The sequence below is a fragment of the Streptomyces neyagawaensis genome, assembly GCF_023516595.1.
GTDB lineage: Bacteria > Actinomycetota > Actinomycetes > Streptomycetales > Streptomycetaceae > Streptomyces > Streptomyces neyagawaensis.
This window is the reverse complement of the sequence record NZ_JAMGBG010000122.1, coordinates 1-25,995: the sequence shown is the minus strand read 5'-3', so window position 1 is coordinate 25,995 and position 25,995 is coordinate 1. Positions and strand designations below refer to the sequence as shown.

Annotated in this window: 16 protein-coding genes; 12 read left to right on the top strand and 4 right to left on the bottom strand. The window is 72.4% G+C overall.

The window, feature by feature from the left end:
* The 6 genes from M8J73_RS35590 to moeZ all read left to right on the top strand — a co-directional run bounded on the left by M8J73_RS35590 (window position 1) and on the right by moeZ (window position 7,972).
* On the top strand, window positions 1-1,554 hold the full coding sequence (locus tag M8J73_RS35590) for a DUF3152 domain-containing protein (RefSeq protein WP_079055217.1): 1,554 nt from the start codon (window positions 1-3) through the stop codon (window positions 1,552-1,554).
* A gap of 198 nt (window positions 1,555-1,752) precedes the next feature.
* Window positions 1,753-3,636 carry a DUF3492 domain-containing protein gene (locus M8J73_RS35585; protein WP_055542437.1) on the top strand — a complete coding sequence of 628 codons (1,884 nt, stop codon included), beginning with the start codon at window positions 1,753-1,755 and terminating at the stop codon, window positions 3,634-3,636.
* A gap of 161 nt (window positions 3,637-3,797) precedes the next feature.
* Window positions 3,798-4,829, top strand: a complete 1,032-nt coding sequence (locus M8J73_RS35580; protein WP_055542438.1) for a hypothetical protein — start codon at window positions 3,798-3,800, stop codon at window positions 4,827-4,829.
* Between the two features lie 204 nt (window positions 4,830-5,033).
* Window positions 5,034-5,993 carry an NAD-dependent epimerase/dehydratase family protein gene (locus M8J73_RS35575; RefSeq protein WP_249829526.1) on the top strand — a complete coding sequence of 320 codons (960 nt, stop codon included), beginning with the start codon at window positions 5,034-5,036 and terminating at the stop codon, window positions 5,991-5,993.
* Window positions 5,981-6,730, top strand: a complete 750-nt coding sequence (locus M8J73_RS35570; protein WP_249829525.1) for a spherulation-specific family 4 protein — start codon at window positions 5,981-5,983, stop codon at window positions 6,728-6,730. The genes M8J73_RS35575 and M8J73_RS35570 overlap by 13 nt, the downstream gene beginning before the upstream one ends.
* A 63-nt stretch (window positions 6,731-6,793) precedes the next feature.
* Window positions 6,794-7,972: an adenylyltransferase/sulfurtransferase MoeZ gene (gene moeZ / locus M8J73_RS35565; protein ID WP_055514434.1), complete on the top strand. Its 1,179-nt coding sequence runs from the start codon at window positions 6,794-6,796 to the stop codon at window positions 7,970-7,972.
* An 86-nt stretch (window positions 7,973-8,058) separates the two neighbouring features.
* On the opposite strand, the gene M8J73_RS35560 is transcribed toward moeZ, so the two are convergent.
* From M8J73_RS35560 to M8J73_RS35550, 3 genes are all read right to left on the bottom strand, one after another.
* The gene (locus M8J73_RS35560; RefSeq protein WP_055542854.1) at window positions 8,059-9,579 is read right to left on the bottom strand and encodes an alpha/beta hydrolase; all 1,521 of its coding nucleotides are present in this window, start codon (window positions 9,577-9,579) and stop codon (window positions 8,059-8,061) included.
* Window positions 9,580-9,695: 116 nt separating this feature from the next.
* Window positions 9,696-11,246, bottom strand: a complete 1,551-nt coding sequence (locus M8J73_RS35555; protein ID WP_055542855.1) for an alpha/beta hydrolase — start codon at window positions 11,244-11,246, stop codon at window positions 9,696-9,698.
* A gap of 137 nt (window positions 11,247-11,383) precedes the next feature.
* Window positions 11,384-14,194: a lysylphosphatidylglycerol synthase transmembrane domain-containing protein gene (locus M8J73_RS35550; protein WP_249829524.1), complete on the bottom strand. Its 2,811-nt coding sequence runs from the start codon at window positions 14,192-14,194 to the stop codon at window positions 11,384-11,386.
* A gap of 185 nt (window positions 14,195-14,379) precedes the next feature.
* Here M8J73_RS35550 and M8J73_RS35545 point away from each other — a divergent pair, with 185 nt between their 5' ends.
* The 5 genes from M8J73_RS35545 to nudC all read left to right on the top strand — a co-directional run bounded on the left by M8J73_RS35545 (window position 14,380) and on the right by nudC (window position 24,669).
* A complete protein-coding gene (locus tag M8J73_RS35545) occupies window positions 14,380-14,769 on the top strand; it encodes an MGMT family protein (RefSeq protein WP_055541580.1) in 390 nt (129 codons plus the stop codon).
* Window positions 14,770-15,020: 251 nt separating this feature from the next.
* Window positions 15,021-18,533: an ATP-dependent helicase gene (locus M8J73_RS35540; RefSeq protein WP_079055130.1), complete on the top strand. Its 3,513-nt coding sequence runs from the start codon at window positions 15,021-15,023 to the stop codon at window positions 18,531-18,533.
* Window positions 18,534-18,633: 100 nt separating this feature from the next.
* Window positions 18,634-22,200: an ATP-dependent helicase gene (locus tag M8J73_RS35535; RefSeq protein ID WP_249829523.1), complete on the top strand. Its 3,567-nt coding sequence runs from the start codon at window positions 18,634-18,636 to the stop codon at window positions 22,198-22,200.
* A gap of 10 nt (window positions 22,201-22,210) precedes the next feature.
* Complete coding sequence (locus M8J73_RS35530) at window positions 22,211-23,614, top strand: dipeptidase (protein ID WP_055541734.1); 1,404 nt, start codon at window positions 22,211-22,213, stop codon at window positions 23,612-23,614.
* Between the two features lie 107 nt (window positions 23,615-23,721).
* Window positions 23,722-24,669 carry an NAD(+) diphosphatase gene (nudC, locus tag M8J73_RS35525; RefSeq protein WP_055538973.1) on the top strand — a complete coding sequence of 316 codons (948 nt, stop codon included), beginning with the start codon at window positions 23,722-23,724 and terminating at the stop codon, window positions 24,667-24,669.
* 26 nt (window positions 24,670-24,695) lie between these two features.
* Here nudC and M8J73_RS35520 read toward each other — a convergent pair whose 3' ends face one another.
* Window positions 24,696-24,938, bottom strand: coding sequence for a mycoredoxin (locus M8J73_RS35520; protein WP_055519018.1), 243 nt, complete (start codon window positions 24,936-24,938; stop codon window positions 24,696-24,698).
* Between the two features lie 190 nt (window positions 24,939-25,128).
* On the opposite strand from M8J73_RS35520, the gene M8J73_RS35515 reads away from it, so the two are divergent.
* A partial coding sequence (locus M8J73_RS35515; protein WP_249829522.1) for a UvrD-helicase domain-containing protein occupies window positions 25,129-25,995 on the top strand: 867 nt, incomplete at its 3' end.

Sequence of the window (25,995 nt, the reverse complement as noted above, 5' to 3'; positions counted from 1 at the left end):
GTGGGACGACACAGCCGCAAGGGGCGGGCGCCGAAAGGCGACACGAGCGAGAAATCAGCGGCGGCTCCAGCGGGCCCGCCGCCAGCGGGGGACCGCGGGGTCCCTCGGGGATACGAGGGGGCCTCGGGGCCGCCGGGCCTCCGGCGTCTTCCCGACGGCACGCCCGCGCACGGCTTTCCCCGCCGCCCCGAAGGCCCGTCCGGGCGCGGTGTCCCGCGATTCCCCGACGGCACGTCGGCGCACGGGTTCCCGCGTCTTCCGGACGGCACCCCCGCTCATGGGTTTCCGCGTCTTCCGGACGGCCGTTCGGGACAGGGAGTACCTCGTTTCCCGGACGGCACGCCCGCGCACGGTTTCCCCCGTCTCCCCGACGGCACCCCGGGCCGAGGCTTCCCGCAGAGTCGTGGCGGGCATCCCGAGCAGCGTGAAGCGGGCGGTGGCTGGGGTCGGTTGGGCGGTGAGACGCGACCACACCCAGGTGACGGACAGGGCGCGTACGGGGCTCCTTCGGGGGCCCCGTACGGCGCGCCCGGCGGCCCTTCGTACGGCGCGCAGCACGGCGAGTCCAGCGGCTCCCCCTCCGGCGCGCCCGGGCAGGGGCAGGGCCGGCGCATCCCCATCCCCCGGCAGCGGCAGGAGGCCGTGCCACCGCCGCCCGGCGGGCCGCGGCAGGCCTACCTGGACGCCTTCGACGAAGAACAACCTCCGACTGGTGACCCCGGCGAGGGCAAGGACACCGGAAAGAGCGGCAAGGGGCGGGCGTTCGCCGGGATCGCGGCCGCCGCCGTCACCACCGTGCTCGCGGTCATCGTCGGCGGGCAGGTCACCGGCGGCCAGGAGGACACCACCGCCCGGGCGCAGGCCGCCGACGCCGGTGACCGTGATGTACGGGGCGCCTCACGCAGCGACGACCGGCCCACGCCGTCCAGCCCGCCGAGGGTGAGCGCGGCCCCGCTCTCGTACGACGAGAAGATGGGCCAGAAGTACGCACTCGCCGCGGACCTGGAGGGCAACGGCAAGTTCCAGACCGTCAGGGGCTTCGACAAGGCGCCCGGGACGGGACGGAAGTACCGCTACCGGGTCGATGTCGAGGAAGGGCTCGGCCTCGACGCGGAACTGTTCGCGCAGGCCGTCCAGAAGACCCTGAACGACGACCGGAGTTGGGCGCACAACGGCGGCCGTACCTTCGAACGGATCTCCTCCGGGAAACCCGACTTCGTGATCACGCTGGCCAGTCCGGGCACCACCGCCGTGTGGTGCGCCAAGTCGGGGCTCGACACGACGGTGGACAACGTGTCGTGCGACTCCGCCGCCACCGAGCGCGTGATGATCAACGCCTACCGCTGGGCCCAGGGTTCGAAGACCTACGGCGACCGCATCCACGCGTACCGGCAGATGCTGATCAACCACGAGATCGGGCACCGTCTCGGCTACAGCCACGTGACCTGCGACAAGGACGGCGACCTCGCGCCCGTCATGCAGCAGCAGAGCAAGTTCCTCTCCTACGACGGGATCACCTGCAAGGCCAACCCGTGGGCCTTTCCCGGCGGTTGAGTTTCTGACGCGGCGTAGTCGATTGATCCCTTAGCGCGACGAAACGCGTCCCGCTAGGGAAAGTTACGACCGTTCACCCCTTTTGGTGGTGCGACGGACAACCGTCCGTCGCACCACCGCCATGTCCGCATACGTTCGTCCCGCTGCGAGCCGCCGGGTGAACGGCGGCTCCCCAAACGGGAGATCGGGGGTGCACGCGTGCGCATCGGACTGCTTACAGAGGGTGGCTATCCGTATGTGAGCGGTGACGCCAGGCTCTGGTGCGACCGACTCGTGCGTGGGCTGGAGCGACATGAGTTCGACGTCTACGCGCTCAGCCGTACCGAGCAACAGGAGGACGAGGGCTGGGTCCCGCTTCCGCCGCAGGTCAGCCGCGTCCGTACGGCGCCGCTGTGGACTGCCGAGGACGACGGCGTGATCCACGGCCGCCGGGTGCGACGACGCTTCGCGGAGGCGTACGGCGAACTGGCGTCGGTGATCTGCTCCGCCGGGACGCCCGAGCCGCGAGAAGGCTTCGGAGCGCGAGAAGGCCTCGGGACGAGCGAAGCTCTCGGAACGGGAGAAGCCCTCGGAAAGGGAGAAGCCCCTGAGAGCGGCTCCAGTCTTCAGGCGGACCGTTTCGGCAACGCGCTGTACGGGCTTGCCGAGCTGGCCCGCGACGAGGGCGGACTGGTGGGTGCCCTGCGCTCGGAAGCCGCCGTCCACACGCTCGAACGCGCCTGTCGTGCGCCGGGCGCGCTCGGAGCGGCGCGCGAGGCCCGCGTACCGGATCTGCTGACCGTCGCCGCCCACCTCGAACGCGCCCTGCGCCCCCTCTCGCTCGACTGGTACGAGGATGACGGGCTCGGCTCGGTCGACCTGTGCCACGCCGCGGCCGGCGGCTCGGCCGCGCTGCCCGGTCTGCTGGCCGCCCACTTCCACGAGGTGCCGCTCCTGGTCACCGAGTACGGCGTGCCGCTGCGCGCGCACTACCTCGGGGCCTCCGGTGACGCGCCGGTGCGCGCCCTGCTCGCGGCCTTCCACCGGCAACTGACCGCCGAGGTCTACCGGCGCGCCGCCTGCCTCACCCCCGGAAACACCCACGCCCGACGCTGGCAGGAACGCTGCGGCGCCGACCGGGCGAAGATCCGCACGGTCTATCCCGGCATGGAGGCGTCCCGCTTCGCCGAGGTGGAGGAGGCGCCGGAGAGCGCGGACCCCCACACGCTGGTCTGGGTCGGCCGCGTCGAACCGGCCAAGGACCTGATCTCCCTGCTGCACGCCTTCGCCGAGATCCGCAGAGCGGAGCCGAAGGCCCGGCTCAGAATCGTCGGAGCGGCCGCGGGCGGCGAGGGGGCCGCCTATCTCGGCCACTGCAGGGCCCTGGCCGCCCAACTCTTCCCCGACGAGGCCGACGGGGTGCACGCCGTCGGTGACAACCCCGTCTCCTTCGAGGAGATCGGCGACCCCGCCGTCCCCGACGTCGCCGAGGCGTACGCCTCGGGCGCCGTCGTCGTCCTGTCGAGTGTCGTCGAGGGGTTCCCCATCAGCCTCGTCGAGGCCATGTTCTGCGGACGACCGACGGTGTCCACGGATGCAGGCGCGGTCGTCGAGGTCATCGGTGGGACGGGGCTCGTCGTCCCGCCCCGCAATCCGAAGGCGCTCGCGGAGGCGTGCGTGGCGCTCCTGCGCGCACCCGAGCGCCGTGCGCGCCTCGGCGCGGCCGCCCGCGCACGCGCCCTCGAACTCTTCACGGTCGAGCAGAACGTCGCCGCGTTCCGCGGCATCTACCTGGAGGTCGTCTCCCACGCCCCGGTACGGAAGGCCGTCCTCGACGAGACCGGAGCGCCCCTGCCGTTCGGCGCCCCCGCCGAGGCGCACGTCCCCGGCCGCTGGACCGAGCCACGGCTGGGGACGGGCGGTCTGGGTGTGGCGGGGGGTGTGGCTGGCGTGGCGGGTGTGGCCGGTGTCGCGGGGAGTGCGGGTCTCGGCGGGGTTGTGTCCGGCCGCCCCCGCTGGGCCGTCGACACCCCCGTCCGGGCCACGGGAACGCCTCCGGCCGCCACCGGTGAACCCGTGCCCGCGGGGGAGGGAGCGCGATGAGCGAGCTGCGGTTGGACGGCCTGGAGTCCAGAGACGGGGCCGACGAACTGGTCGGGTTTGGTCCGGCTGAGCCGGGTCCTGATGACGAAGGCCGGGCCTCCCCCGGATCCGCATCCGCGCCCGCCGTCGGACGCGGGGCCGTGGACCCCGTGAAAGCCCTGATGCACCGGCACCGGGAGCTGTGCGAACGTGCCGTGGACCCATTGGAGATCGCCGCCGGGCTGGAGGCCCACGGGGTCACCGACCGCACGGCCGCCCGCTTCCGGCACCGGGACGTCTTCTCGCTCGCCGAGGAGATGTACGCGCGCGTGCCCCGCGACACGGACACACCCCCGGAGCGCCGGCCGATGCCCGCCGCGTCCGGGCCGGGTGGCGGCTGGGCGGTCCTCGCCCTCCTCCCGGGCGCCCTCTGCGCGGCGGCCGTGGCCGGTGTACGGCTCACCCACGGCCAACCCCGCCTCGCCGTCGCCGCGGCCGGCGCCCTCGCCGTCGCGCTCGGGCTGCGCGTCGCCCTCCGCCGCGGCCCGCTCCGGGTGCCGCTCGGCACGACCGGCCGCAGCGGCACCTGGACCTGCTGGCTGCTCGCGTACGCCCTGCTCGGTGACGGACTGGTCGCCGCCGGTCTCGCCGACGGCCCCGAAGGTCCCTGGCCCCTGGCCACCGCACCCGTCCTGGCCCTCGCCCTGAGCTGCGCTCCCGCCCTGTGGTGCGCCCACCTCCTCTCGGTTCGTGCCCGCCGCAAACTCGGCGCCAGCCGCGGCCTCGCCGACTTCGCCGACTCCATGAAGCCCCTGCTGCTCGGGGTGTTCGCCCTCTATCTGTGCGCCCTGGTCTCCCTGCTCGCCCTGTGCGGCACAGTCCTGGACGAACCGGCCGTCTCCGTGGGGGCGGTCGCCCTCGGCGCACTCCTCCTGCTGGCCCGCCTCCTCACCGTCCACGGCTTCCCGCACGCCCCCGCCGTCGTCCTGTGCACGTCGGCGCTGACCGAGACCTGCGCCCTCACCACCGTCTTCGCGAGCCGCCTGCCCGGCTGCTCCTTCCTGGCCGCCCCCGTCCGGACGGTCACCGACGCCTGGGGACCGGGCGCCGTCCCCGCCCTGGTCTGCGGCACCGCCGCACTCCTCCTCCTCGTGCACACCACCCGCACCCTCACCCGGGCCTCGGCCCACGCCCGCCCGCCGGGGGCGACCTGACCCCACCTCGGACGGTCCACGGCGCGGTCACCACAGACCGCAGCCCGCGACCGAGCCCCACCGGCGCGCGGGACAACCGTCGCGCGCCCCACCTCCCGCGGGGCCGACACCGCGGGACCACCTCATCACCCACGGCACCACCCCATAAGGAGAACGCCAGATGATCACCTCCCGAACCGGAGAGTCCGCCCCGGGAGCCGCCCGATGAGGGTCCTGCTGATCGGAGCCAACGGATACCTCGGCCGCTTCGTCGCCGAACGCCTCCTCGCCGACCCGGCCGTCCAACTCACCGCGCTCGGACGCGGCGACGACGCCGACGTACGGTTCGACCTCGCCACCGGCAGCCCCGGCGCGCTCACCCGCTTCCTGGACGCGGTCCACCCCGGCGTCGTCATCAACTGCGCCGGAGCCACCCGCGGCGGCGCCCGCGAACTCACCCGGTACAACACCGTCGCCGTCGCCACCGTCTGCGAGGCCCTCCGCCGCAGCGGCTGCGGGGCCCGCCTGGTGCAGATCGGCTGCGGCGCCGAATACGGCCCCAGCCAGCCCGGCTCCTCCACCGCCGAGGACGCCGTGCCCCGCCCCGGCGGCCCGTACGGTGTCAGCAAACTCGCCGCCACCGAACTCGTCCTCGGCTCCGGTCTGGACGCCGTCGTCCTGCGGGTCTTCTCACCCGCTGGGCCCGGCACCCCCGCCGGCTCGCCGCTCGGCCGCCTTGCCGAAGCCATGCGGCGCGCCATGCAGTCCGGGGACGGCGAACTCAAACTCGGCGGCCTCGGCGTCCAACGCGACTTCGTCGACGTCCGAGACGTCGCCCGCGCCGTCCACGCCGCCTCACTCTCCGCTGCCCAAGGCGTGATCAACATCGGGTCCGGCCGGGCCGTGCGCCTCCGCGACGCCGCCGCCGTCCTCGCCCGTGTCGCCGGCTACGGCGGAGCCCTCCACGAACTCGACACCCCGCCCGGGCACCTGAGGCCCACCATCGGCCACCCCCGGCCCGAACCGGACCACACCCCTCCGGTCGCCTATCCCTACCCGGACGGCTGCGGCAGCTGGCAGCAGGCCGATGTCCGCACCGCCCGCGACCGGCTCGGCTGGCGGCCCCGTATCAATCTGGAGGAGTCCCTCGCCGACATCTGGATGGAGGCCGCATGCCGTATCTGACCTCCACCCCGTCCGGCACCGCCAGCACAGGCCTGAGCGCCGGCCTCGGCATCCCCGGCTATGCGCACCCCCTTGTCGCCCCGCTGGAATGGGGCGAACTCACCCGCCCCGGGACCCCTCTGCACTGGGTCGTCCTGAACGTCTCCGACGGCCCCGGCAACCGCCCCGACCCGCTCTGTCTGGAGGCCGCGGGACGGCTCCGCAACGCCGGCGTCCGGGTCCTCGGCCACCTCGACGTGGCCCACGGCGCACGCCCCTTCGGCGAGATCGTCGCCGACGCCCACCGCCACCTCGACTGGTACCAGGTCGACGGCTACCTCCTCGACCGCTGTCCCACCGAGCGCGGCGCACTCCCCGGGACCAGCCGCACCGTCCTCACCCTCCGGGCACTCCTCGGCGGCGGCCACATGGTGCTCGGCCACGGCACCCATCCCCATCCCGGATATGCCGAGAGCGCCGACCAACTCGTGACCTTCTCCGGGCCCTGGAGGGACTACCGCTGGTCCCAGGTCGCCGAATGGACCGCCGACCACCCTCCCGAACGCTTCTGCCACTTCGTCCACGGTGTGCCCCGCGTCCACCTCGACGAGGCGCTGCGCGTCGCCCGCTGGCAGGGCGCCTCCACGATCTACTTCACCGACCGCACGGACCGGGACGGCCGAGCCGACCCCTGGGCGACCCTGCCCGGCTACTGGGACGACATTGTCTCGCTGGTTGGAACGGGTGTCTCGGAATGAAAAAGGGCGTGGCAGTGTTACTCGGAGAACAACTGTAGTGATTGACCGATCAACGGAGTCCCCGTGTCGCTGCCACCCCTGGTCGAGCCCGCTTCCGAGCTCACCGTAGATGAGGTCCGCAGGTACTCCCGCCACCTGATCATCCCCGACGTCGGGATGGACGGGCAGAAGCGGCTGAAGAACGCCAAGGTGCTCTGTGTGGGCGCCGGCGGCCTGGGCTCGCCGGCGCTGATGTACCTGGCCGCGGCGGGCGTCGGGACGCTCGGCATCGTGGAGTTCGACGAGGTCGACGAGTCGAACCTGCAGCGTCAGATCATCCACAGCCAGGCCGACATCGGCCGCTCCAAGGCCGAGTCCGCCCGCGACTCCGTCCTCGGCATCAACCCGTACGTGAACGTGATCCTTCACGAGGAGCGGCTCGAGGCCGACAACGTGATGGACATCTTCAGCCAGTACGACCTGATCGTCGACGGCACCGACAACTTCGCGACCCGTTACCTGGTCAACGACGCCTGCGTGCTGCTGAACAAGCCGTACGTCTGGGGTTCCATCTACCGCTTCGACGGCCAGGCGTCCGTCTTCTGGTCCGAGCACGGCCCCTGCTACCGCTGCCTGTACCCGGAGCCCCCGCCGCCGGGCATGGTCCCCTCGTGCGCCGAGGGCGGTGTCCTCGGTGTGCTGTGCGCGTCCATCGGCTCCATCCAGGTCACCGAGGCCATCAAGGTCCTCACCGGCACCGGCGAGCCCCTCGTCGGCCGACTGATGATCTATGACGCCCTCGAGATGCAGTACCGCCAGGTCAAGGTCCGCAAGGACCCGAACTGCGCGGTCTGCGGCGAGAACCCCACCGTCACCGAGCTCATCGACTACGAGGCCTTCTGCGGTGTCGTCTCCGAGGAGGCCCAGGAGGCGGCCGCGGGCTCGACGATCACTCCCAAGCAGCTCAAGGAGTGGATCGACGACGGCGAGAACATCGACATCATCGACGTCCGCGAGATCAACGAGTACGAGATCGTCTCGATCCCCGGTGCCCGGCTGATCCCGAAGAACGAGTTCCTCATGGGCTCCGCCCTGGAGAGCCTCCCGCAGGACAAGAAGATCGTCCTGCACTGCAAGACGGGTGTCCGCAGTGCGGAAGTCCTCGCGGTCCTCAAGTCGGCCGGCTTCTCCGACGCCGTCCACGTGGGCGGCGGCGTGATCGGCTGGGTCAACCAGATCGAGCCCGACAAGCCGGTCTACTAGTTCCGTGCCCGCCGTCGGCGGGCGAACGCTTTTCCCGGAGGGGCTCGGCACCGCGTGTGCCGGGCCCCTTTGCGCGGTGGCCACGACTACGTGCAGACCTTTCCGTCCTTCGGCACCCGGCCGGCCAGCAGATACGCGTTCACCGTCGAGTCGACACAGCTGCTGCCGCTGGCGTACGCCCCGTGGCCCTCGCCCTTCCAGGTGAGCATCACACCGACGTCGTCGCCCAGCTCCCGCGCCATCTTCTCGGCGCCCTCGTACGGCGTCGCCGGGTCCCCGGTATTGCCCACGACGAGAACGGGATCGGCCCCGGGCGCGCTCACCTCCGGTGAGTCCGCCAGGCCGGGTACCGGCCAGCCGTGGCACCAGCCCGCGGTGTCCCAGCCCAGGAACTCGCCGAACACGGGCGAGAGCTTCCTGAACCCGGGCAGCAGTGTCTTCGTCTCCTGAGGTGTCGGCCGCTGCTTCTGGTCCAGGCACGATATGACCCGTTGCGAGTGGGTCGTCGTGCCGTAGCGGCCCGAGGGGTCCCGCTCGTTGTAACCGTCGGCGAGCGCCAGCAGCTCCGTGCCGTCGCCGTCCTCCGCCGCGTCGAGAGCGCTCGTCAGGCCGGGCCAGCTCTGCTCGCTGTAGAGCGGCAGGACGATACCGGTGATCGCCAGGGTCTGGGTGAGCTCCCGTCCGGACGTCGTCGGCAGGGGATCGGCGTCGATCCGCTCCAGCAGGTCCGCGATCTTCCGGGTGCCCTTCGTCGGGTCCTGGCCCGTCGACGCGAGGTAGTTGTCGAGCGCGCGCTGGAAGCCCAGGGTCTGGTTCTTGGCGTGGCCCACCGTGTCGGCGGTCGGGTCGACGACCGCGTCCAGCACGAGGCGCCCGACGTTCCCGGGGAAGAGATGGGCGTAGACGCCGCCCAACTCCGTGCCGTACGAGATGCCGAAGTAGTGCATCTTCCGATCGCCGACCGCTCGGCGGATGAGGTCCATGTCACGGGCGGTGTCGGCGGTCGACACATGGGACAGGAGCTTGCCCGCTGCCCGCTCGCAGCCGGCGCCGAAGGAGGCCGCGTCGTCGAAGAAGGCCGTCTCCTCGGCGGCGTCGTCCGGAGTGGCGTCCACCGACTCGGCCGCCTGGATCTCCTTGTCGCTGCGGCAGCGCACCCCTTCACTCCCGCCGACGCCCCGGGGGTCCCAGCTCACCAGGTCGTACCGCTTGTGCAGCTCGCTCGTGAGACCGGCGTACGAGGGCATCGTGGAGACCCCCGAGCCGCCCGGTCCGCCGAAGTTGAACAGGAGCGAGCCGAGTCTTTCGCTCCGGTCCCCGGTCGCCTCGCTGCGGATCAGCGCCAGCCCGATCGTCTCGCCGTCCGGCTTCGACCAGTCCAGCGGGACCTTGAGCGTCGCGCACCGCCAGTCGCCGCCGGGCGCCGGACCCTCCGACGTCGCCTCGCAGCGCCCCCAGTCGAGCTTCTGCGCGGGGACCGCGGAAGGTGAGGGGGCCGCTGATGCGGACCCGGCGCTCTCGCCCTTCCCGCTGTCGGTAGCTCCACTGCAGCCGGCGATCAGCACCGCAGCCGTTGTCAGAGCCGCTCCCCGTAGCCATCGAGCCATGAGCAAATCCCCCCTTACGACACCACTCGCCGGATGTCGTGAATGACAGTCATGCCATGGTATGCGGACTGTCGGGCTTGCGTCGGGGCCTGTGGATAACGTTCTGACCTGCGGTTTCAGGTGCAGACCGTGCCGGACTTCGGGACCTTGCCCGTGAGCAGGTAGCCGTCCACGGCTGCCTTCACGCAGCGGTTCCCACTGCCGTACGCCCCGTGCCCCTGCCCCTTGTACGTCAGCTCGACACCGACTCCCGCCCCGAGCGCCCCCACCATTTTCCGCGCGCCCTCGTACGGCGTCGCCGGATCGCCCGTGTTGCCGATCACCAGGATCGGCGCCGAGCCCGGCGCGCTGACCTCCGGATGGTCGGCCGCGCCGGCGACGGCCCAGTCGGTGCAGGTGAGCATGGACCAGGCGAGCCAGTCACCGAAGACGGGGGAGGCGGCCCGGAACTCGCCCTGCTTCGCCTCGACGTCCTTCGTGGTGTACCGCTGTTTGTCGTCGGCGCAGCTGATGGCGACGTTCGCCGCAGCCAGGTTGCTGTACTCGCCGTTCTCGTTGCGCCCGTTCATCGAGTCGGCCAGCAGCGTCAGAAGCCGGCCGTCCCCGTCGTACGCCTGTTGCAGCCCTTCGGTGAGGAGGGGCCAGAGGTCCTGGGAGTACAGGGCCTGCGCGATCCCGGTGGTGGCGGTGGACTCCGTCAGGTCGCGGGGGAAGGCACCGGGGATCGGCTTGCGGTCGAGGTCGTCGAGGAGCGTCGTGATGCGGTCCTTGACGTCCTGCGCGGTGTCCCCGACAGGGCACCCTTCCGCCTTCGACACACAGTTTTTGGCGAAGTTGTCGAGCGCGAGCTGGAAGCCTTTGGCCTGTCCGAGGCTGCTCTGTTCCGGTGTCTGTGTCGGGTCGACGACCGCGTCGAACACGGCCCGGCCCACGTTCTTGGGGAACAGGTGGGCGTAGACACCGCCGAGTTCGGTGCCGTAGGAGATGCCGAAGTAGTGCAGTTTGTCGTCGCCCAGGACCTCGCGCATCAGGTCCAGGTCGCGCGCGGCGTCCGGGGTGCCGACGTGCGGGAGGGTCTTGCGGGAGTTGTCCTCGCAGGCCGCGTTGAACGTCTTCGTGCTGTCAAGGAGTTCCTTCCGTTCGGACGCGTCGTCCGGTGTCTGGTCCTGCTGGAAGTACTCGTCGAGTTCCTCGTCGTCCTCGCACTCGACGCCCGCGCTGCGACCGACTCCCCGCGGATCGAAGCTGACCAGGTCGTAGCGGGTGCGCAGTGCGGCGAAGTCGTCGGCGAAGGCGGGCAGCCCCTTGACGCCCGAGCCCCCGGGGCCGCCGAAGTTGAAGACGAGCGAGCCGATCCGCCGGTCCCGGTCGCCGCTCGACCGCGCCCGGATCAGCGCGATGTCGATCGTGTCGCCCTTGGGGTCGTCCCAGTCGAGAGGAGCCTTCATGGTCGCGCACTGCCAGGGGGTGCCGTCCGGCAGGGGCGAGGGGGCGGGGCCGCCGCCCTCGGACGTCGAGGGCGCCGGGCAGTCCTTCCAGTCCAGTTTCTGCGTCGTCAGATCCTCGCCCTTGCCCGTGGCCTCGCCGCCGCAGCCCGCCGCCGACCAGGACAGCACGACGGCCATGGCGGTCAGGGTGACGGCGCGCAGCCGACGCGAGGTGGGCATGCCCTCATCCTGAAGCCGCCCCGTGCGGTGCGCTCGGGGCACGGGCCGAGCGGGTGAGGGGACCCGAGGGTGCGGGCCGAGCGGGTGAGAGGGTCCGATCCGCCCCCACGCGCGCGTGGAGGCGGCGCACCGCCCCTCTAGAGGGCGCCCTTGCGTGTCAGCTGGTTGAAGGCCAGCCACCCTGGCAGTACGGGCAGCCACAGTGTGAGGAGCCGGAACAGCAGGACCGCGGGGGCCGCGACCTCCTTGGGAAGGCCGACGGCGATGAGACCGACCGTCAGCGTGGCCTCGACCGCCCCCACACCGCCGGGCGTCGGCGCCGCCGAGCCCAGCGCGTTGCCCGCGAGGAAGACGACCGCGACGCTGGCGATGCTGATCGAGGCGCTCTCGTCACCGAAGGCGCGGATCGAGGCATCCAGGCACATCACGAAGCAGCCGGTGAGGAGCAGCATGCCGCCGATGCCGGTGACCAGCTTCTGCGGCCGCTGCAGCACGTCGAGCATGCGCGGGACGACACCGGCGAACAGCGACCGCACGCGCGTGACGACGAACTTCCGCAGGAACGGGATCGACGTCACCACCAGGACGAGCACCGCGACCGTCAACAGGCCCGCGATGACCGTGCGAGACGGCGACAGGGACGGCGTCTTCTCGGTTCCGGTGAGATAGCCGAAGGCCAGCAGCATCAGGATGTGGCAGCCCAGCCCGAACAGCTGCGAGGCGCCGACACTGGCCACCGCGAGACCCGGTCGTACCCCCGCCCTCTGCAGGAAGCGCGTGTTGAGCGCCACACCGCCCACCGCCGCCGGGGCGACGATCTTCACGAACGACCCGGCGACCTGCGCGGCCACCGTGCGGAGGAACGGCACCCGCTCCGGTACGAAGCCCAGCAGGCTCATCGCGGCGGCCACATAGCTCAGCGCGGAGAAGAACACCGCCGCGGCGACCCAGCCCCACTCCGCGTTCTTGATGAGCGGCCCGAACTCGATGTGGGTGAGCTGCGTCAACAGGAAGTACGCGCCAATGGCGCCGGCGATGAAACTGATCAAGGTGCGGGGCCGGACCCGTTCCAGGCGGGCCGGTTCGACGGGCGCCTGCGGCCTGATGAGCAGCACCTGGTGGCGGATCTGGGTGAGGAGGTCCTCCTCGCGGGCCTCTTCCAGGGCCTCGTCGATGGCCCGCTTCTCCGCCCGCTGCTCGGCTCGTACGGCCTTCTTGGCGGTCTTGCCCGCCTCGGTCTCCTTGTGCTCCTCCGCGCGGGCCTGCTTGGCCAGCTGGGAGGCCTCCAGCACCGCCTCGCGCTCGCGCTCCGCCCGCTCCCGTGCCAGTCTGCGCAGCGTCGCGCGCGTGGAGCGGGACAACGCGATGGGCTGCAGCATCGGCAGGCAGTCGGCCACCGCGTCGGGGCCGAGGACGCTCACCGCCGACGCCACCGCCCGCTCGGCGCCCACCCGGAGCCCGAGCGTGGTCAGAAGCTGGGAGACGTCCATGCGGAGCACCAGATCGCCGGCCGCGATCTCACCGACGCGCAGATCGGTCAGGATCACCGTGCCGGAACGATCCACCAGAATCGCGTCGCCCACCAGCCTGCGGTGCGCGATGCGGCGTGACTGCAGGGCCTTCACCTGTGCCCAGGTGTCGTGCAGCAGTGCGTCGGTGACCTCGTCGTCCGACAGCGAGTCCAGGGTGCGTCCGCCGGTGTGCTCGTAGACGAGCATCACCGCGTCCGGTCCGAGTTCGGAGGTCGCGATCAGCTTGGGGGCGTTGGCGCCGGCCGCGATGGCCGCGTACGCCAGGAGTGCCTCCTGCTCCAGGGCCTGGCGCAGGGACTGCAGGCTGCGGCGCGTGGTGATGCCGCGCAGGGTCAGACGCCGCCAGACGCGGTAGAAGAAGCCCTGTGCCTGCTGCTCCCGGTCGACGACGGTGACGTCGAGGGGTGGGCCGTCCTCCAGCGTCACGAAGTACCGGCGGCCACGGTCGCCGCCCTCCGTGGTGTCCGAGGCCTCCTCTCGGGCGGCGCTGACCGGCTTGAAGCCGACCCGCCGGAGGCCCGCCATCAGGGTCCGGCCGGTGGGGCGCACGTTCGGCGAGCCGACGGCGTAGAGCGTCCCGTAGGCGACCGTCCAGCCGATGAGCACCGTCAGGATGATCGAGAACGGCGTCGTGTAGCCGGCGACGAGCATGGAGAACGTGTCCAGCAGCAGCACGATCCACAGCACCGCGCGCCAGCGGGGTCTGCGGGACATGCCCACGGCCGTCATATAGGCGATGACCGGCGCGAGATAGCCGTGGACAGGGTCCGTGAGGGCGTGGATGTCGCCGGGGGAGGGCTGGGTCAGCGCCTCCTGGATCGAGTCCGGGGCGGTACGGGCGACCCACAGGTCCGTCGCCAGGGTCACCCCGTGCGCCAGGACCGCCGCGAGCACACCGTCCGCGATGCGCAGCCCGTCCCGCTTGACCAGGCGCTCGATCGCGAAGGCGACCGGGACCAGCAGGATCGCGATGCTCGACCCCAGGCCCGCGAGCTTGATCATCAGGTCGGGTGCCTGGCCCGTGCCCTTGTTGATGTCCTGTTCGAGGCCGGCGGTGGTGCCGTGCGCGAACGCGGCGATCGCCAGCAGGACGACGATCCCGAGGATGCCGACCGACAGCCGCATGAGGTCCGAGGGGCGGTGCACGCGCGCGGGGAGCAGTGGTTCGTCGCCCTCGACCGCTTCGGTGTGCCCCTCGTCCGGGAGGTCAGCGGCAGGCCCCGCCTGCGGCGACGTGTCGTCGAGCCGGTCGTCGTGCGCCGCGACGGAGGACGATGTCTCCGCGGACGGGGTGTTCGCCGGTTCCTTCGGGTCGGCGGTTCCGGCGCCCTTGTCGTCCCCGTCGGCGGCATCCGGGCGCGACGAGGCGTCAGAGGTGCCCGCCGCGTCATCGGGGTGCACACTCTGCTGCTTCATCGTCTCTTCTTGGTCTCGTATCACCAGTCACCGCCCGCACGATGGTGGCATGCCGGGTGGGCACACAGGGGCATCAGGGTGCAATGCGGGGGCGCACAGTCTGCCCGAAGACCGTCCTCGGAGCGAGGGACGCACGCGTCGGCCACCACGTCCCATTGTCGGTGGGGTGGGGCAGGATGGGCCGGATGAGCGAGGAGAGCCTTCCGGCGGACGCCCTGCCGGAGTACGCGGAGCGGGTCCTCGAGGTCGCCGAGCTGATCCCGCCCGGGCGGGTCATGACGTACGGGGACGTCGCCGAGTGGCTGGGGGAGGGCGGCCCGCGCCAGGTGGGCCGCGTGATGGCCCTCTACGGGGGTGCCGTGCCGTGGTGGCGGGTGGTCCGCGCGGACGGCCATCTGCTGCCCGGCCATGAGCTGAGAGCGCTGGGTCACTACCGGACGGAGGGCACGCCCCTGCGCGAGGCGAGCCGCGCCGCCGAGGGCCATGTGCCGCGCCTCGACATGAAACGGGCGCGCTGGGACGGCGGCGAACGCACCGGCCGGGACGGCGGCGAACGCGCGGAAGATCACACCTGACGGCATTCCGCGTCGGACGGCCGCCGAGGCGCCCCCGTACGGGGGAAGCGGGGCACGTCGGTGGCATGCCGTACGTTCGGGGGGCGAGGGACGCACGGGCCGCGTGAGTCGGGAGGGAACAAGCGGAAGCTGCGCTTCCGCACCACTCGTCGGCGTAGCGTCGGCTGCACGTGTCCCCCTCACCCCGCGGCCACCGCTCTCCACGAGCAGGGGCAGGGCAACCAGCACACCCACCAGGACCGGCGAACCACGTGAGCTCCTCTTCCTCCACCAGGCGCCTGTCGCACACCCAGGTGCGACAGGGGAGCCGTGGCGCTTACCGACTGGTGCGTACCCCACCGGTCCGATCGAGTCCCCCTCATCTGGACGCCGAGCAGGCCGCCGTGGTTGACCACGAGACGGGCCCCATGCTCGTTCTCGCAGGTCCGGGTACCGGAAAGACGACCACCCTCGTCGAGTCCGTGGCGGCCCGCATCGGCCGCGGAACCGACCCCGAGCGGGTCCTCGTCCTGACCTTCAGCCGCAAGGCGGCCGTCGAACTGCGCGACCGCATGGCGCTGCGCATGGGCGCCGCGCGTGCCCCGCGGGCCACCACGTTCCATTCGTTCTGCTACGCCCTGGTCCGCGCCCACCAGGACAGCGACCTGTTCGTCGAACCGCTGCGTCTGCTGTCCGGTCCCGAGCAGGATGTCGCCGTACGTGAGCTGCTCGCGGGACAGCCCCACCTCGAACGCCTCGGCCTCGCGCATGTGCGCTGGCCGGACGAGCTGCGCGCCTGCCTCACCACGCGCGGGTTCGCCGACGAGGTCCGCGCGGTCCTCGCGCGCAGCCGTGAGCTGGGCCTGGCCCCCGCCGACCTGAGGGCCTTCGCCGACCGCATCGGCCGTCCCGACTGGCGCGCCGCCTCCGCCTTCCTCGCCGAGTACCTCGACGTCCTCGACCTGCAAGGGGTCCTCGACTACGCGGAACTCGTCCACCGCGCGGTGCTCCTCGCCGGCCGTCCCGGCGTCGCCGAGCAGCTGGCCGGGCAGTACGACGCGGTCTACGTCGACGAGTACCAGGACACCGATCCGGCTCAGGTACGGCTGCTGAGGGCCCTCGCGGGCGGCGGCCGCACCCTGGTCGCCCTCGGCGACCCCGACCAGTCGATCTACACGTTCCGGGGCGCCGACGTGAACGGCATCCTGGACTTCCCGGCCGCTTTCCCCCGCACGGACGGCCGCCCCGCGCCGGTCGCCGTCCTCCGGACCTCCCGCCGCTCGGGGGCCGATCTGCTCGCGGCCACCCGACTGCTCACGCAGCGCATGCCGCTCACCCGCCTCCCGGCGGAGAAGGTACGGGCCCACCGCGAGCTCCGACCGGTACGGGACGGCGGCCGAGTCGAGGTCTACACGTACCCCACGCCGGGCACCGAACTGGACAACATCGCGGACGTCCTGCGCCGGGCCCATCTGGAGGACGGCGTCCCCTGGGGCGAGATGGCCGTCCTGGTACGCGCGGGTGCCCGCACGATCCCGTCGATGCGACGCGCCCTCACGGCAGCGGGCGTACCCCTGGAGATCGACGGCGACGACCTGCCGCTCCGCCACGAGCCAGCCGTACAGCCCCTCCTGACGGCCCTGCGAGCGGTCGCCCGAGCGGAGCTGGGGGACACCGGCTCGACGGAGGCACAGGCGCCGATGATTCCCGAGGCGGGCGCGACGGACGAGGAGGACGTGAGGGCCGAAGAGGACGCGAGGGCCGAGGAGACCGGAACAGGCGGGGCGACGGAGGGGGGCTACGAGCCCGACGCCGGTCCGGCGCCGGAGGCGGACCACGACCCCGATGGTGGTCCGGCGGCGGAGCCCGGCGAGCCGTCCGGCGACTCCGGGCCGGACTCGTGCTGGCTGGACACCGAGACCGCGCTCACCCTTCTCGCCTCCCCCCTCGCCGGTATGGACACCGCCGACCTGCGGCGGCTGGGCCGGGCCCTGCGTGAGGAGGAGCGGGCCGGCGGCAACCCCGTACCGCCGCCCTCGGACGAGCTGCTGGCCCGCGCCCTGGCCGAACCGGAGCGACTGGTCGCCCACGACCCCGTGTACGCGCGGGGCGCGCAACGCCTCGGCGCGCTGCTGCGGAAGGCGCGGGAGCGCCTCGCCGGCGGCGGCACGGCCGAGGAGGCCCTGTGGGACCTGTGGGACGGCACGCCGTGGCCCAGGCGCCTGGAGCGGGCCGCCCGGCGCGGCGGCGCGGCCGGACGCAACGCGGATCGGGACCTCGACGCCGTGTGCGCGCTGTTCGCCACCGCGGCCCGTGCGGAGGAACGCACCGGAGGTCTCGGCGCGCTCAACTTCCTCGCGGAGATCGAGGCCGAGGACATCGCCGCCGACACGCTCACCGGCAGGGCGGTGCGCCCCGACGCCGTGCGCCTGATGACCGCGCACCGCTCCAAGGGCCTCCAGTGGCGCCTGGTCGTCGTCGCGGGCGTCCAGGAGGGACTCTGGCCGGACCTGCGCCGCCGTGGCTCACTCCTGGAGGCCGACCGCATCGGCCGCGACGGCCTCGCCGAACCGCTCACCCCGGGAGCGCTGCTCGCCGAGGAGCGGCGTCTGTTCTACGTGGCCACCACGCGCGCGCGTGAACGCCTCGTCGTCACCGCGGTGAAGGCCCCCGCCGACGACGGCGACCAGCCCTCCCGCTTCCTCGCCGAACTCGGCGTGGAACCCAAGGACGTCACCGGCCGCCCCCGCCGCCCGCTCTCCGTGGCCGCCCTCGTGGCCGAACTGCGCGCCACGACGGTCGACCCGCGGGTGTCGGACGCGCTGCGTGAGGCAGCCGCCCGGCGACTGGCCAGGCTCGCCGCCCTGAGCGACGAGGACGGCCGTCCCCTGGTGCCGTCGGCGCACCCGTACCGCTGGTGGGGCATGTTCGAACCCACCGAGAGCAAGGTCCCGCTCAGGAACCGCGACCAGCCCGTCGTGCTGTCCGGCAGCGCCCTCGACCAGCTCGCCAACACCTGCGCCCTGCAATGGTTCCTGGGGCGCGAGGTGAAGGCCGACGCGCCCGCGACCGCCGCCCAGGGCTTCGGCAACGTCGTGCACGTCCTCGCGGACGAGGTCGCCTCCGGACGCACCCCCGCCGACCTCGACGTCCTCATGGAGCGCCTCGACTCCGTGTGGAACGCGCTCGCCTTCGACGCGCCCTGGAAGTCCGACCAGGAGAAGCAGCACGCGCGCGTGGCGCTCGAACGCTTCCTGACCTGGCACGTCGACTCGAACGGGCTGCGCGCCGGACGAACCCCCGTGGCCAGCGAGCAGGACTTCGACGTGACCCTGGAAGCGGGTGACTACGAGGTGCGCATCCGGGGATCCATGGACCGTGTCGAGACCGACGCCGAAGGCCGCGCCTACGTGGTCGACTTCAAGACCGGCAAACAGGCGCCGACCGCCGCAGAGGTCGAACGCCACCCCCAGCTCGCCGTCTACCAGCTCGCGGTCCGCGAGGGGGCCGTCGACGAGCCCTTCGGCGGCACACGGCCCGAACCGGGCGGCGCCGAACTCGTCCAGTTGCGGCAGGGTGCCGCCAAGAAGAACGGCGGCGAGACGCTTCCCAAGGTGCAGGCTCAGGGACCCCTGGAGGGCGACTGGGTCGGCGGACTCCTCGCCAACGCCGCCGGCAAGGTCCTCGACGAGCGCTTCTCCCCGACCGCCGGACAACACTGTGCACACTGCGCTTTCCGTGCATCCTGCAGTGCCCGCCCGGAGGGCCGTCACGTGGTCGAGTGACCGACGTGATCCACAGCACCACCCCCACTGACCAGCGCCTGTCCCCGCCGGGACGATGACCCGGCGTCCGCTGTCAGTGGCCGCCGCTAGCCTCTCTGGGGTGTCCGCCCGTATCACTGATCCCGAGCAGCTCAAGGAGCTCCTGGGCATCCCGTTCACCCCGGAGCAGACGGCCTGCATCATCGCGCCGCCCGCCCCGCAGGTGATCGTGGCCGGAGCCGGCTCCGGCAAGACCACGGTGATGGCCGCGCGCGTGGTGTGGCTGGTCGGCACCGGACAGGTCGCCCCCGAACAGGTGCTCGGCCTGACCTTCACCAACAAGGCGGCCGGCGAACTCGCCGAGCGGGTGCGCAAGGCCCTGGTCAAGGCGGGCATCACCGACCCCGACGTGATCGACCCCGACAACCCCCCGGGCGAGCCCGTCATCTCCACGTACCATGCCTTCGCGGGCCGGCTCCTCACCGATCACGGGCTGCGCATCGGACTGGAGCCCACCTCCCGCCTCCTCGCCGACGCCACCCGCTACCAGCTCGCCGCGCGCGTGCTCCGGGAGTCCCCGGGCCCCTACCCGGCGCTCACCCGCTCCTTCCCCGACCTCGTCAGCGACCTCCTCGCGCTCGACTCCGAACTCGCCGAACACCTCGTACGCCCCGAGGAACTGCGCGCGTACGACGCCGAGCTGCTGCGCGACCTGGAGAGCGCCAAGCTCTCCAACGCGGACCTCCGCAAGGTCCCCGAGGCGGCCGCCGCCCGCCGGGAACTCGCGGAGCTGGTCGGCCGCTACCGAGCCGCCAAGCGCGAACGGGACCTCCTCGACTTCGGCGACCAGATCGCCCTGTCGGCCGGTCTCGGCCGGCTGCCCGAGGTCGGCCGCCTGCTGCGGGACGAGTTCCGGGTGGTCCTGCTCGACGAGTACCAGGACACCTCCGTGGCCCAACGCGTGCTGCTCGCGGGCCTGTTCGGCGGTGGCAGCGGTCACCCGGTGACCGCCGTCGGCGACCCCTGCCAGGCCATCTACGGCTGGCGGGGTGCCTCCGTCGCCAACCTCGACGACTTCCCCGAGCACTTCGCCCACTCCGACGGCCGCCCCGCGACCCGCCAGGCGCTCAGCGAGAACCGCCGCAGCGGGGGCCGTCTCCTCGACCTCGCCAACGGCCTCGCGGAGCCCCTGCGCGCGATGCACGCGGGCGTGGAGGCCCTCAGGCCCGCCCCGGGAGCCGAGCGCGACGGCCTGGTCCGCTGTGCGCTGCTGCCGACCCACGCCGAGGAGCTCGACTGGATCGCCGACTCGATCGCCCACCTCGTCCGCACCGGCAAGGAACCGGGCGAGATCGCGGTCCTGTGCCGCACGGCCACCGACTTCGCCGACATTCAGGGCGCGCTCGTCGCCCGTGACATCCCGGTCGAGGTCGTCGGTCTCTCCGGGCTGCTCCACCTCCCCGAGGTGGCCGACCTCGTCGCCGTCTGCGAGGTCCTCCAGGACCCCGGTGCCAACGCCTCCCTGGTCCGCCTGCTCACCGGCCCGCGCTGGCGCATCGGCCCCCGCGACCTCGCCCTCCTGGGACGCCGGGCCAGGCTTCTCGTGTCGCACGCGCGTGTGGGCGCCGACGACGACCCCGACCGCCGGCTCGCCGCCGCCGTCGAGGGCGTCGACCCCGCTGAGGTGATCTCGCTGGCCGACGCACTCGACACCTTCCTCGAACTGCCCCTCGAAGCGGAGGGCGAGGACGACGGGCTGCCCTTCTCGCCCGACGCGCGCGTACGGTTCGCCCGCCTCGCCGCCGAACTGCGCGACCTGCGCCGCTCGCTCGCCGACCCGCTCATGGACGTCCTCCACCGGGTGCTCGCCGTCACCGGCCTCGAAGTCGAACTCTCGGCCTCCCCGCACGCCCTCGCCGCCCGTCGCCGCGAGACCCTCTCCAACTTCCTCGACATCGCCGCCTCCTTCGCCGCCAACAGCGAGGGCGAGGCCACCCTGCTCGCCTTCCTCGGCTTCCTACGCACGGCCGCCCAGTACGAGAAGGGCCTCGACAACGCCCTTCCTGGCGGCGAGAACACCGTCAAGGTGCTCACCGCTCACAAGTCCAAAGGGCTGGAGTGGGACGTCGTCGCCGTTCCCGGCCTCGTCACCGGGACCTTCCCCAGCACCCAGGGCCGCGAGAAGTGGACCGCCCAGGGCAGGGTCCTGCCGCACGAACTGCGCGGCGACGCCGACACCCTCCCCGACGTGGAGTCCTGGGACTCACGCGGCCTGAAGGCCTTCCACGAGGCCATGAAGGACCACCAGCACACCGAGGAACTCCGCCTCGGCTATGTGACGTTCACCCGGCCCCGGTCCCTGCTCCTCGGCTCCGGCCACTGGTGGGGCCCCTCCCAGAAGCGCCCGCGCGGCCCGTCCGACTTCCTGACGGCCCTTCACGACCACTGCGCCGCCGGGTTCGGTGAGATCGAGGTGTGGGCCGACGCACCCGAGGAGGGCGCCGAGAACCCGGCCCTGCGCGAGGCGTCCGCCGACCACGCCTGGCCGCTCCCGCTGGACGGCACGGCCCTGGCCCGCCGCCGCGCGGCCGCCGAGACCGTCCTGGCCCACCTGGAGCGCACCTCCGCCCCCGAGGGCACCCACTCGGACGGTGCCGACGACCCGTACGCCTACGAGGACCCGGAGTGGCCGCCTCCGCCGGACGACGAACACCTGGACGACGACCACCCGGACCACCTCCCCGAGGACCTTCCGGGGGACGGGTTTGCCGAAGAGGACGCCGCCGACTGGGACTCCTGGACGACGGCCCGCCCCACCGAGACCCCACCCCTACCGCCACCCCCACCTCCCGGCCACGGCACACGCACGCCCTCGGTGCCGCACGCCCGCAGACACCCCGCCGAGGACGACCTGACGCCCGAGGAGGCACGCACCATCGCCTCCTGGGACCGCGATCTCGACGCCCTCACCGGAGAGCTCCTGCGCGCCCGCGCGAAGGTCACCGAGGTGCCCCTGCCGGCGTCGTTGACGGCGTCGCAGCTGGTGCGCCTGGCCGCCGACCCCGACGGCTTCGCCCAGGAACTCGCACGCCCCATGCCACGTCCCCCGCAGCCCGCCGCGCGCCGTGGCACCCGCTTCCACGCGTGGGTGGAGGCTCGCTTCGAAGAACTGCGGCTGCCCATGCTGGAGCCGGAGGACCTGCCCGGCAGCGAGGCCGAGATCGCCGACGAACGGGATCTGGAGGCCCTGAAGGAAGCCTTCGAACGCACCCCGTACGCCCAGCGCACGCCGTACCGCGTGGAAGCGCCCTTCCAGCTCGGGATCGCCGGACGCGTCGTGCGCGGCCGCATCGACGCCGTGTACCGGGACACCGACGGCGACGGGACGACGAGGTACGAGATCGTCGACTGGAAGACCAGCCGCGCCCGCACCGCCGACCCCCTCCAGCTCGCGCTGTACCGCCTCGCCTGGGCCGAGCAGCGGGGCGTGCCCCTGGAGTCCGTGGGGGCCGCATTCCTGTACGTACGTACGGGTGACGTCGTACGACCGGAGGACCTGCCCGACCGGGAGGCGTTGGAACGGCTGCTTCTGGAGGAGCCGGGCTCCGAGGCCCCCGCGTGGGCGGAGGGGGCCCCGGGGGCGTTCGGGGACGAACCGCCGGACGAGTACGCCGGTGCGGGCCGATAGTCTCGTCGGCATGAGCGAGACCCCGGACAGCGCCGTCCGTACGTACATCGAGAACCACCGTGCCGCCTTCCTCGACGACCTCGTGGAATGGCTGCGCATCCCGTCGGTGTCGGCGCAGCCCGAGCACGCGACGGACGTACGCCGCAGCGCCGACTGGCTGGCCGCCAAGCTGCGGGAGACCGGCTTCCCCGTCGCCGAGGTCTGGGAGACACCGGGAGCCCCCGCAGTCTTCGCCGAATGGCCCTCCGAGGACCCCGACGCCCCCACCGTCCTGGTCTACGGCCACCACGACGTGCAGCCCGCCGCCCGCGAGGACGGCTGGAACAGCGAGCCGTTCGAGCCCGTCATCCGGGGAAACCGCCTCCACGCGCGCGGGGCGGCCGACGACAAGGGGCAGGTGTTCTTCCACACACTCGGCGTCCGCGCCCACCTCGCCGCCACCGGCCGCAGCACCCCCGCCGTCCACCTCAAGATGATCGTCGAGGGCGAGGAGGAGTCGGGCTCCCCGCACTTCCGGGCCCTCGTCGAGGAGCACGCCGAGCGGCTCGCCGCCGACGCGGTGGTCGTCTCCGACACCGGCATGTGGTCCGAGGACACCCCCACCGTGTGCACCGGCATGCGCGGCCTCGCCGAGTGCGAGATCCGGCTGTACGGCCCCGACCAGGACATCCACTCCGGTTCCTTCGGCGGCGCCGTCCCGAACCCGGCCACCGAGGTCGCCCGCCTGGTCGCCGCCCTGCACGACGAGCACGCGCGCGTGGCGATCCCCGGCTTCTACGACGGCATCGTCGAACTCACCGACCGGGAACGCGAACTCTTCGCCGAACTGCCCTTCGACGAGGAGCGGTGGCTGCGCACGGCCAGGTCGACGGCGGCACACGGAGAAGCCGGACACACCACCCTGGAGCGCGTCTGGGCCCGCCCGACCGCCGAGGTCAACGGCATCGGCGGCGGCTACCAGGACGCCGGCAGCAAGACGATCATCCCCTCCTCGGCGATGGTGAAGCTGTCCTTCCGGCTGGTCGCGGGCCAGGACCCCGACCACATCGCCAAGGCCGTCACCGCCTGGGCCGCCGAACGCGTCCCCGCCGGCATCCGCCACGAGATCGCCTTCAGCGGGGCCACCCGGCCCTGCCTGACGCCCCTGGACCACCCGGCCCTGCGATCCCTGGTGCGCGCCATGGGCCGCGCCTTCCAGCAGCCGATCCGCTACACCCGCGAGGGCGGCTCAGGACCCGCCGCGGACCTCCAGGAAGTCCTCGACGCACCCGTGCTCTTCCTCGGCATCTCCGTCCCCTCCGACGGCTGGCACGCCCCCGACGAGAAGGTCGAACTGGACCTGCTCCTCAAAGGCGTCGAGACCAGCGCATACCTCTGGAGCGAGCTGGCCGTCGGCTCCCACGAGGCACACTGAAGAAGCCCCCCACGCGGCCCCACGTCCCAGCGCACCCGCCCGCCGTACGCCCCGCCCGAACCGCCCGCCCGAACCCGACCGTTCCACCGGGGGAGTTGGAAGCACCCGTGACGACCTGGACCGACCACACCGCCGATCGACCCATCGCGCTCACCGCCCCGAGCGGCATCGACCGGGCGGCCCACCACCGCCTCGACGAGGCCTGGCTCGCGGCGGCCTGGAGCCACCCCACCACCCGCTGCTTCGTGGTCTCCGGCGGTCAGGTCCTCATCGACGAGACGCCGGACGGCACCACCGAACTCGTCATGACCCCGTCCTTCGAGGCACCGCTCACCGAGGCGCACCGCTACTTCCTGGGCACCGACGCCGACGGTGTGAGCTACTTCGCACTGCAGAAGGACTCGCTGCCCGGACGCATGGACCAGTCGGCCCGACCGGCCGGCCTGCGTGAGGCGGGCATGCTGCTGTCGCCGCGCGACACCGGACTCATGGTGCACGCGGTCGGTCTGGAGAACTGGCAGCGCACCCACCGCTTCTGCTCCCGCTGCGGCGAGCGCACGGTCATCGCGGCCGCCGGTCACATCCGCCGCTGCCCGGCCTGCGGCGCCGAGCACTACCCGCGGACCGACCCCGCGGTGATCATGGGCGTCACGGACGACGACGACCGCCTCCTCCTCGGCCGCCAGGTGCACTGGCCCGAGGGCCGCTTCTCGACCCTCGCGGGCTTCGTGGAGCCCGGCGAGTCCATCGAGCAGGCCGTGCGCCGGGAGGTCCACGAGGAGGTCGGCATCACCGTCGGCCAGGTCGAGTACATCGCCAGTCAGCCGTGGCCCTTCCCCTCCAGCCTCATGCTCGGCTTCATGGCCCGCGCCACCTCCACGGACATAGACGTGGACGGCGACGAGATCCACGAGGCGCGTTGGTTCTCCCGGGAAGAGCTGCGGGCCGCGTTCGAGTCCGGGGAGGTGCTGGCTCCCTACGGCATCTCGATCGCGGCCCGGCTGATCGAACTCTGGTACGGCAAGCCCCTGCCGACCCGGGGGCACACCGGCTAGGCGTGCGGTCGGGCGGGGGCTCGCGACTACGCGCCTATCTTCTGCTTGACCTGCGCCAGCGAGGGGTTGGTGAGGGTCGAACCGTCCGGGAAGAGGACGGTGGGAACGGTCTGGTTCCCGCCGTTCGCCTTCTCCACGAACGCCGCGGACTCCGGGTCCTGCTCGATGTTGATCTCGGTGTACGTGATGCCCTCGCGGTCCATCTGGCTCTTCAGCCGACGGCAGTAGCCGCACCACGTGGTGCTGTACATCGTCACAGTGCCCGCCATGTCCCTGGCGCTCCTTCACGGTATGAGGGGTGCTCGTAGCAGTGAGTGGAACGTACGCCACGGGCCCGCCATTCCCCGCGGGAGGGTGGCGTCCACCACCAAGGGGGCGCCTGCCGCATTAGTACGACTGCGAGGGCCTGCCTGTGGACAACCGGCGCAGCCGTCTCCGGCGACCTGGCAGCATGGCCGTGTGACAGCAGCAACGCACTCCACCCTCTTCCCGCGGGTCCCCGACTCGGCCGACGCGGTGCTCGAAGGGCTCGACCCCGAGCAGCGCGCGGTGGCCACCGCCCTGCACGGGCCGGTGTGCGTCCTGGCGGGAGCCGGCACGGGCAAGACCCGCGCCATCACCCACCGCATCGCCTACGGCGTGCGGGCGGGGATGCTCCAGCCCGCCAGCGTGCTCGCCGTCACCTTCACCGCCCGCGCCGCCGGGGAGATGCGCGGCCGCCTGCGCCAGCTCGGTGCCGCCGGCGTCCAGGCCCGCACCTTCCACTCCGCTGCCCTGCGCCAGCTCCAGTACTTCTGGCCGAAGGCCGTCGGCGGTGGGATGCCCAGGATCGTCGACCGCAAGATCCCCCTCGTCGCGGACGCGGCGGCCGCCTGCCGCATCCGTCTCGATCGCAACGAACTTCGGGACGCCGCCGCCGAGATCGAGTGGTCCAAGGTCACCCAGACCGTCCCCGCCGACTACGCCGCCGCAGCCGCCAAGCACGGCCGGGAAACCCCCCGCGACCCGGCCGAGATCGCCCAGATCTACTCCACCTACGAGGACCTCAAGCGCGAGCGCGCCGTCATCGACTTCGAGGACGTCCTCCTGCTCACCGTCGGCATCCTCCAGGACCGGCACGACATCGCCGAGCAGGTCCGCTCCCAGTACCAGCACTTCGTGGTCGACGAGTACCAGGACGTCAGCCCCCTCCAGCAGCGCCTCCTGGAACTGTGGCTCGGCGACCGGGACGACCTGTGCGTCGTCGGCGACGCCAGCCAGACGATCTATTCGTTCACGGGCGCAACACCCGACCATCTGCTCGACTTCCGCCTCCGCCACCCCGGC

Coding starts and splice junctions, on each gene's coding strand:
- M8J73_RS35575 (WP_249829526.1), top strand. CDS start 5,034: ATGAGGGTCCTGCTGATCGGAGCCAACGGATACCTCGGCCGCTTCGTC.
- M8J73_RS35580 (WP_055542438.1), top strand. CDS start 3,798: ATGCACCGGCACCGGGAGCTGTGCGAACGTGCCGTGGACCCATTGGAG.
- M8J73_RS35530 (WP_055541734.1), top strand. CDS start 22,211: ATGAGCGAGACCCCGGACAGCGCCGTCCGTACGTACATCGAGAACCAC.
- M8J73_RS35520 (WP_055519018.1), bottom strand. CDS start 24,938: ATGGCGGGCACTGTGACGATGTACAGCACCACGTGGTGCGGCTACTGC.
- M8J73_RS35545 (WP_055541580.1), top strand. CDS start 14,380: ATGAGCGAGGAGAGCCTTCCGGCGGACGCCCTGCCGGAGTACGCGGAG.
- M8J73_RS35560 (WP_055542854.1), bottom strand. CDS start 9,579: ATGGCTCGATGGCTACGGGGAGCGGCTCTGACAACGGCTGCGGTGCTG.
- M8J73_RS35550 (WP_249829524.1), bottom strand. CDS start 14,194: ATGAAGCAGCAGAGTGTGCACCCCGATGACGCGGCGGGCACCTCTGAC.
- M8J73_RS35570 (WP_249829525.1), top strand. CDS start 5,981: ATGCCGTATCTGACCTCCACCCCGTCCGGCACCGCCAGCACAGGCCTG.
- M8J73_RS35555 (WP_055542855.1), bottom strand. CDS start 11,246: ATGCCCACCTCGCGTCGGCTGCGCGCCGTCACCCTGACCGCCATGGCC.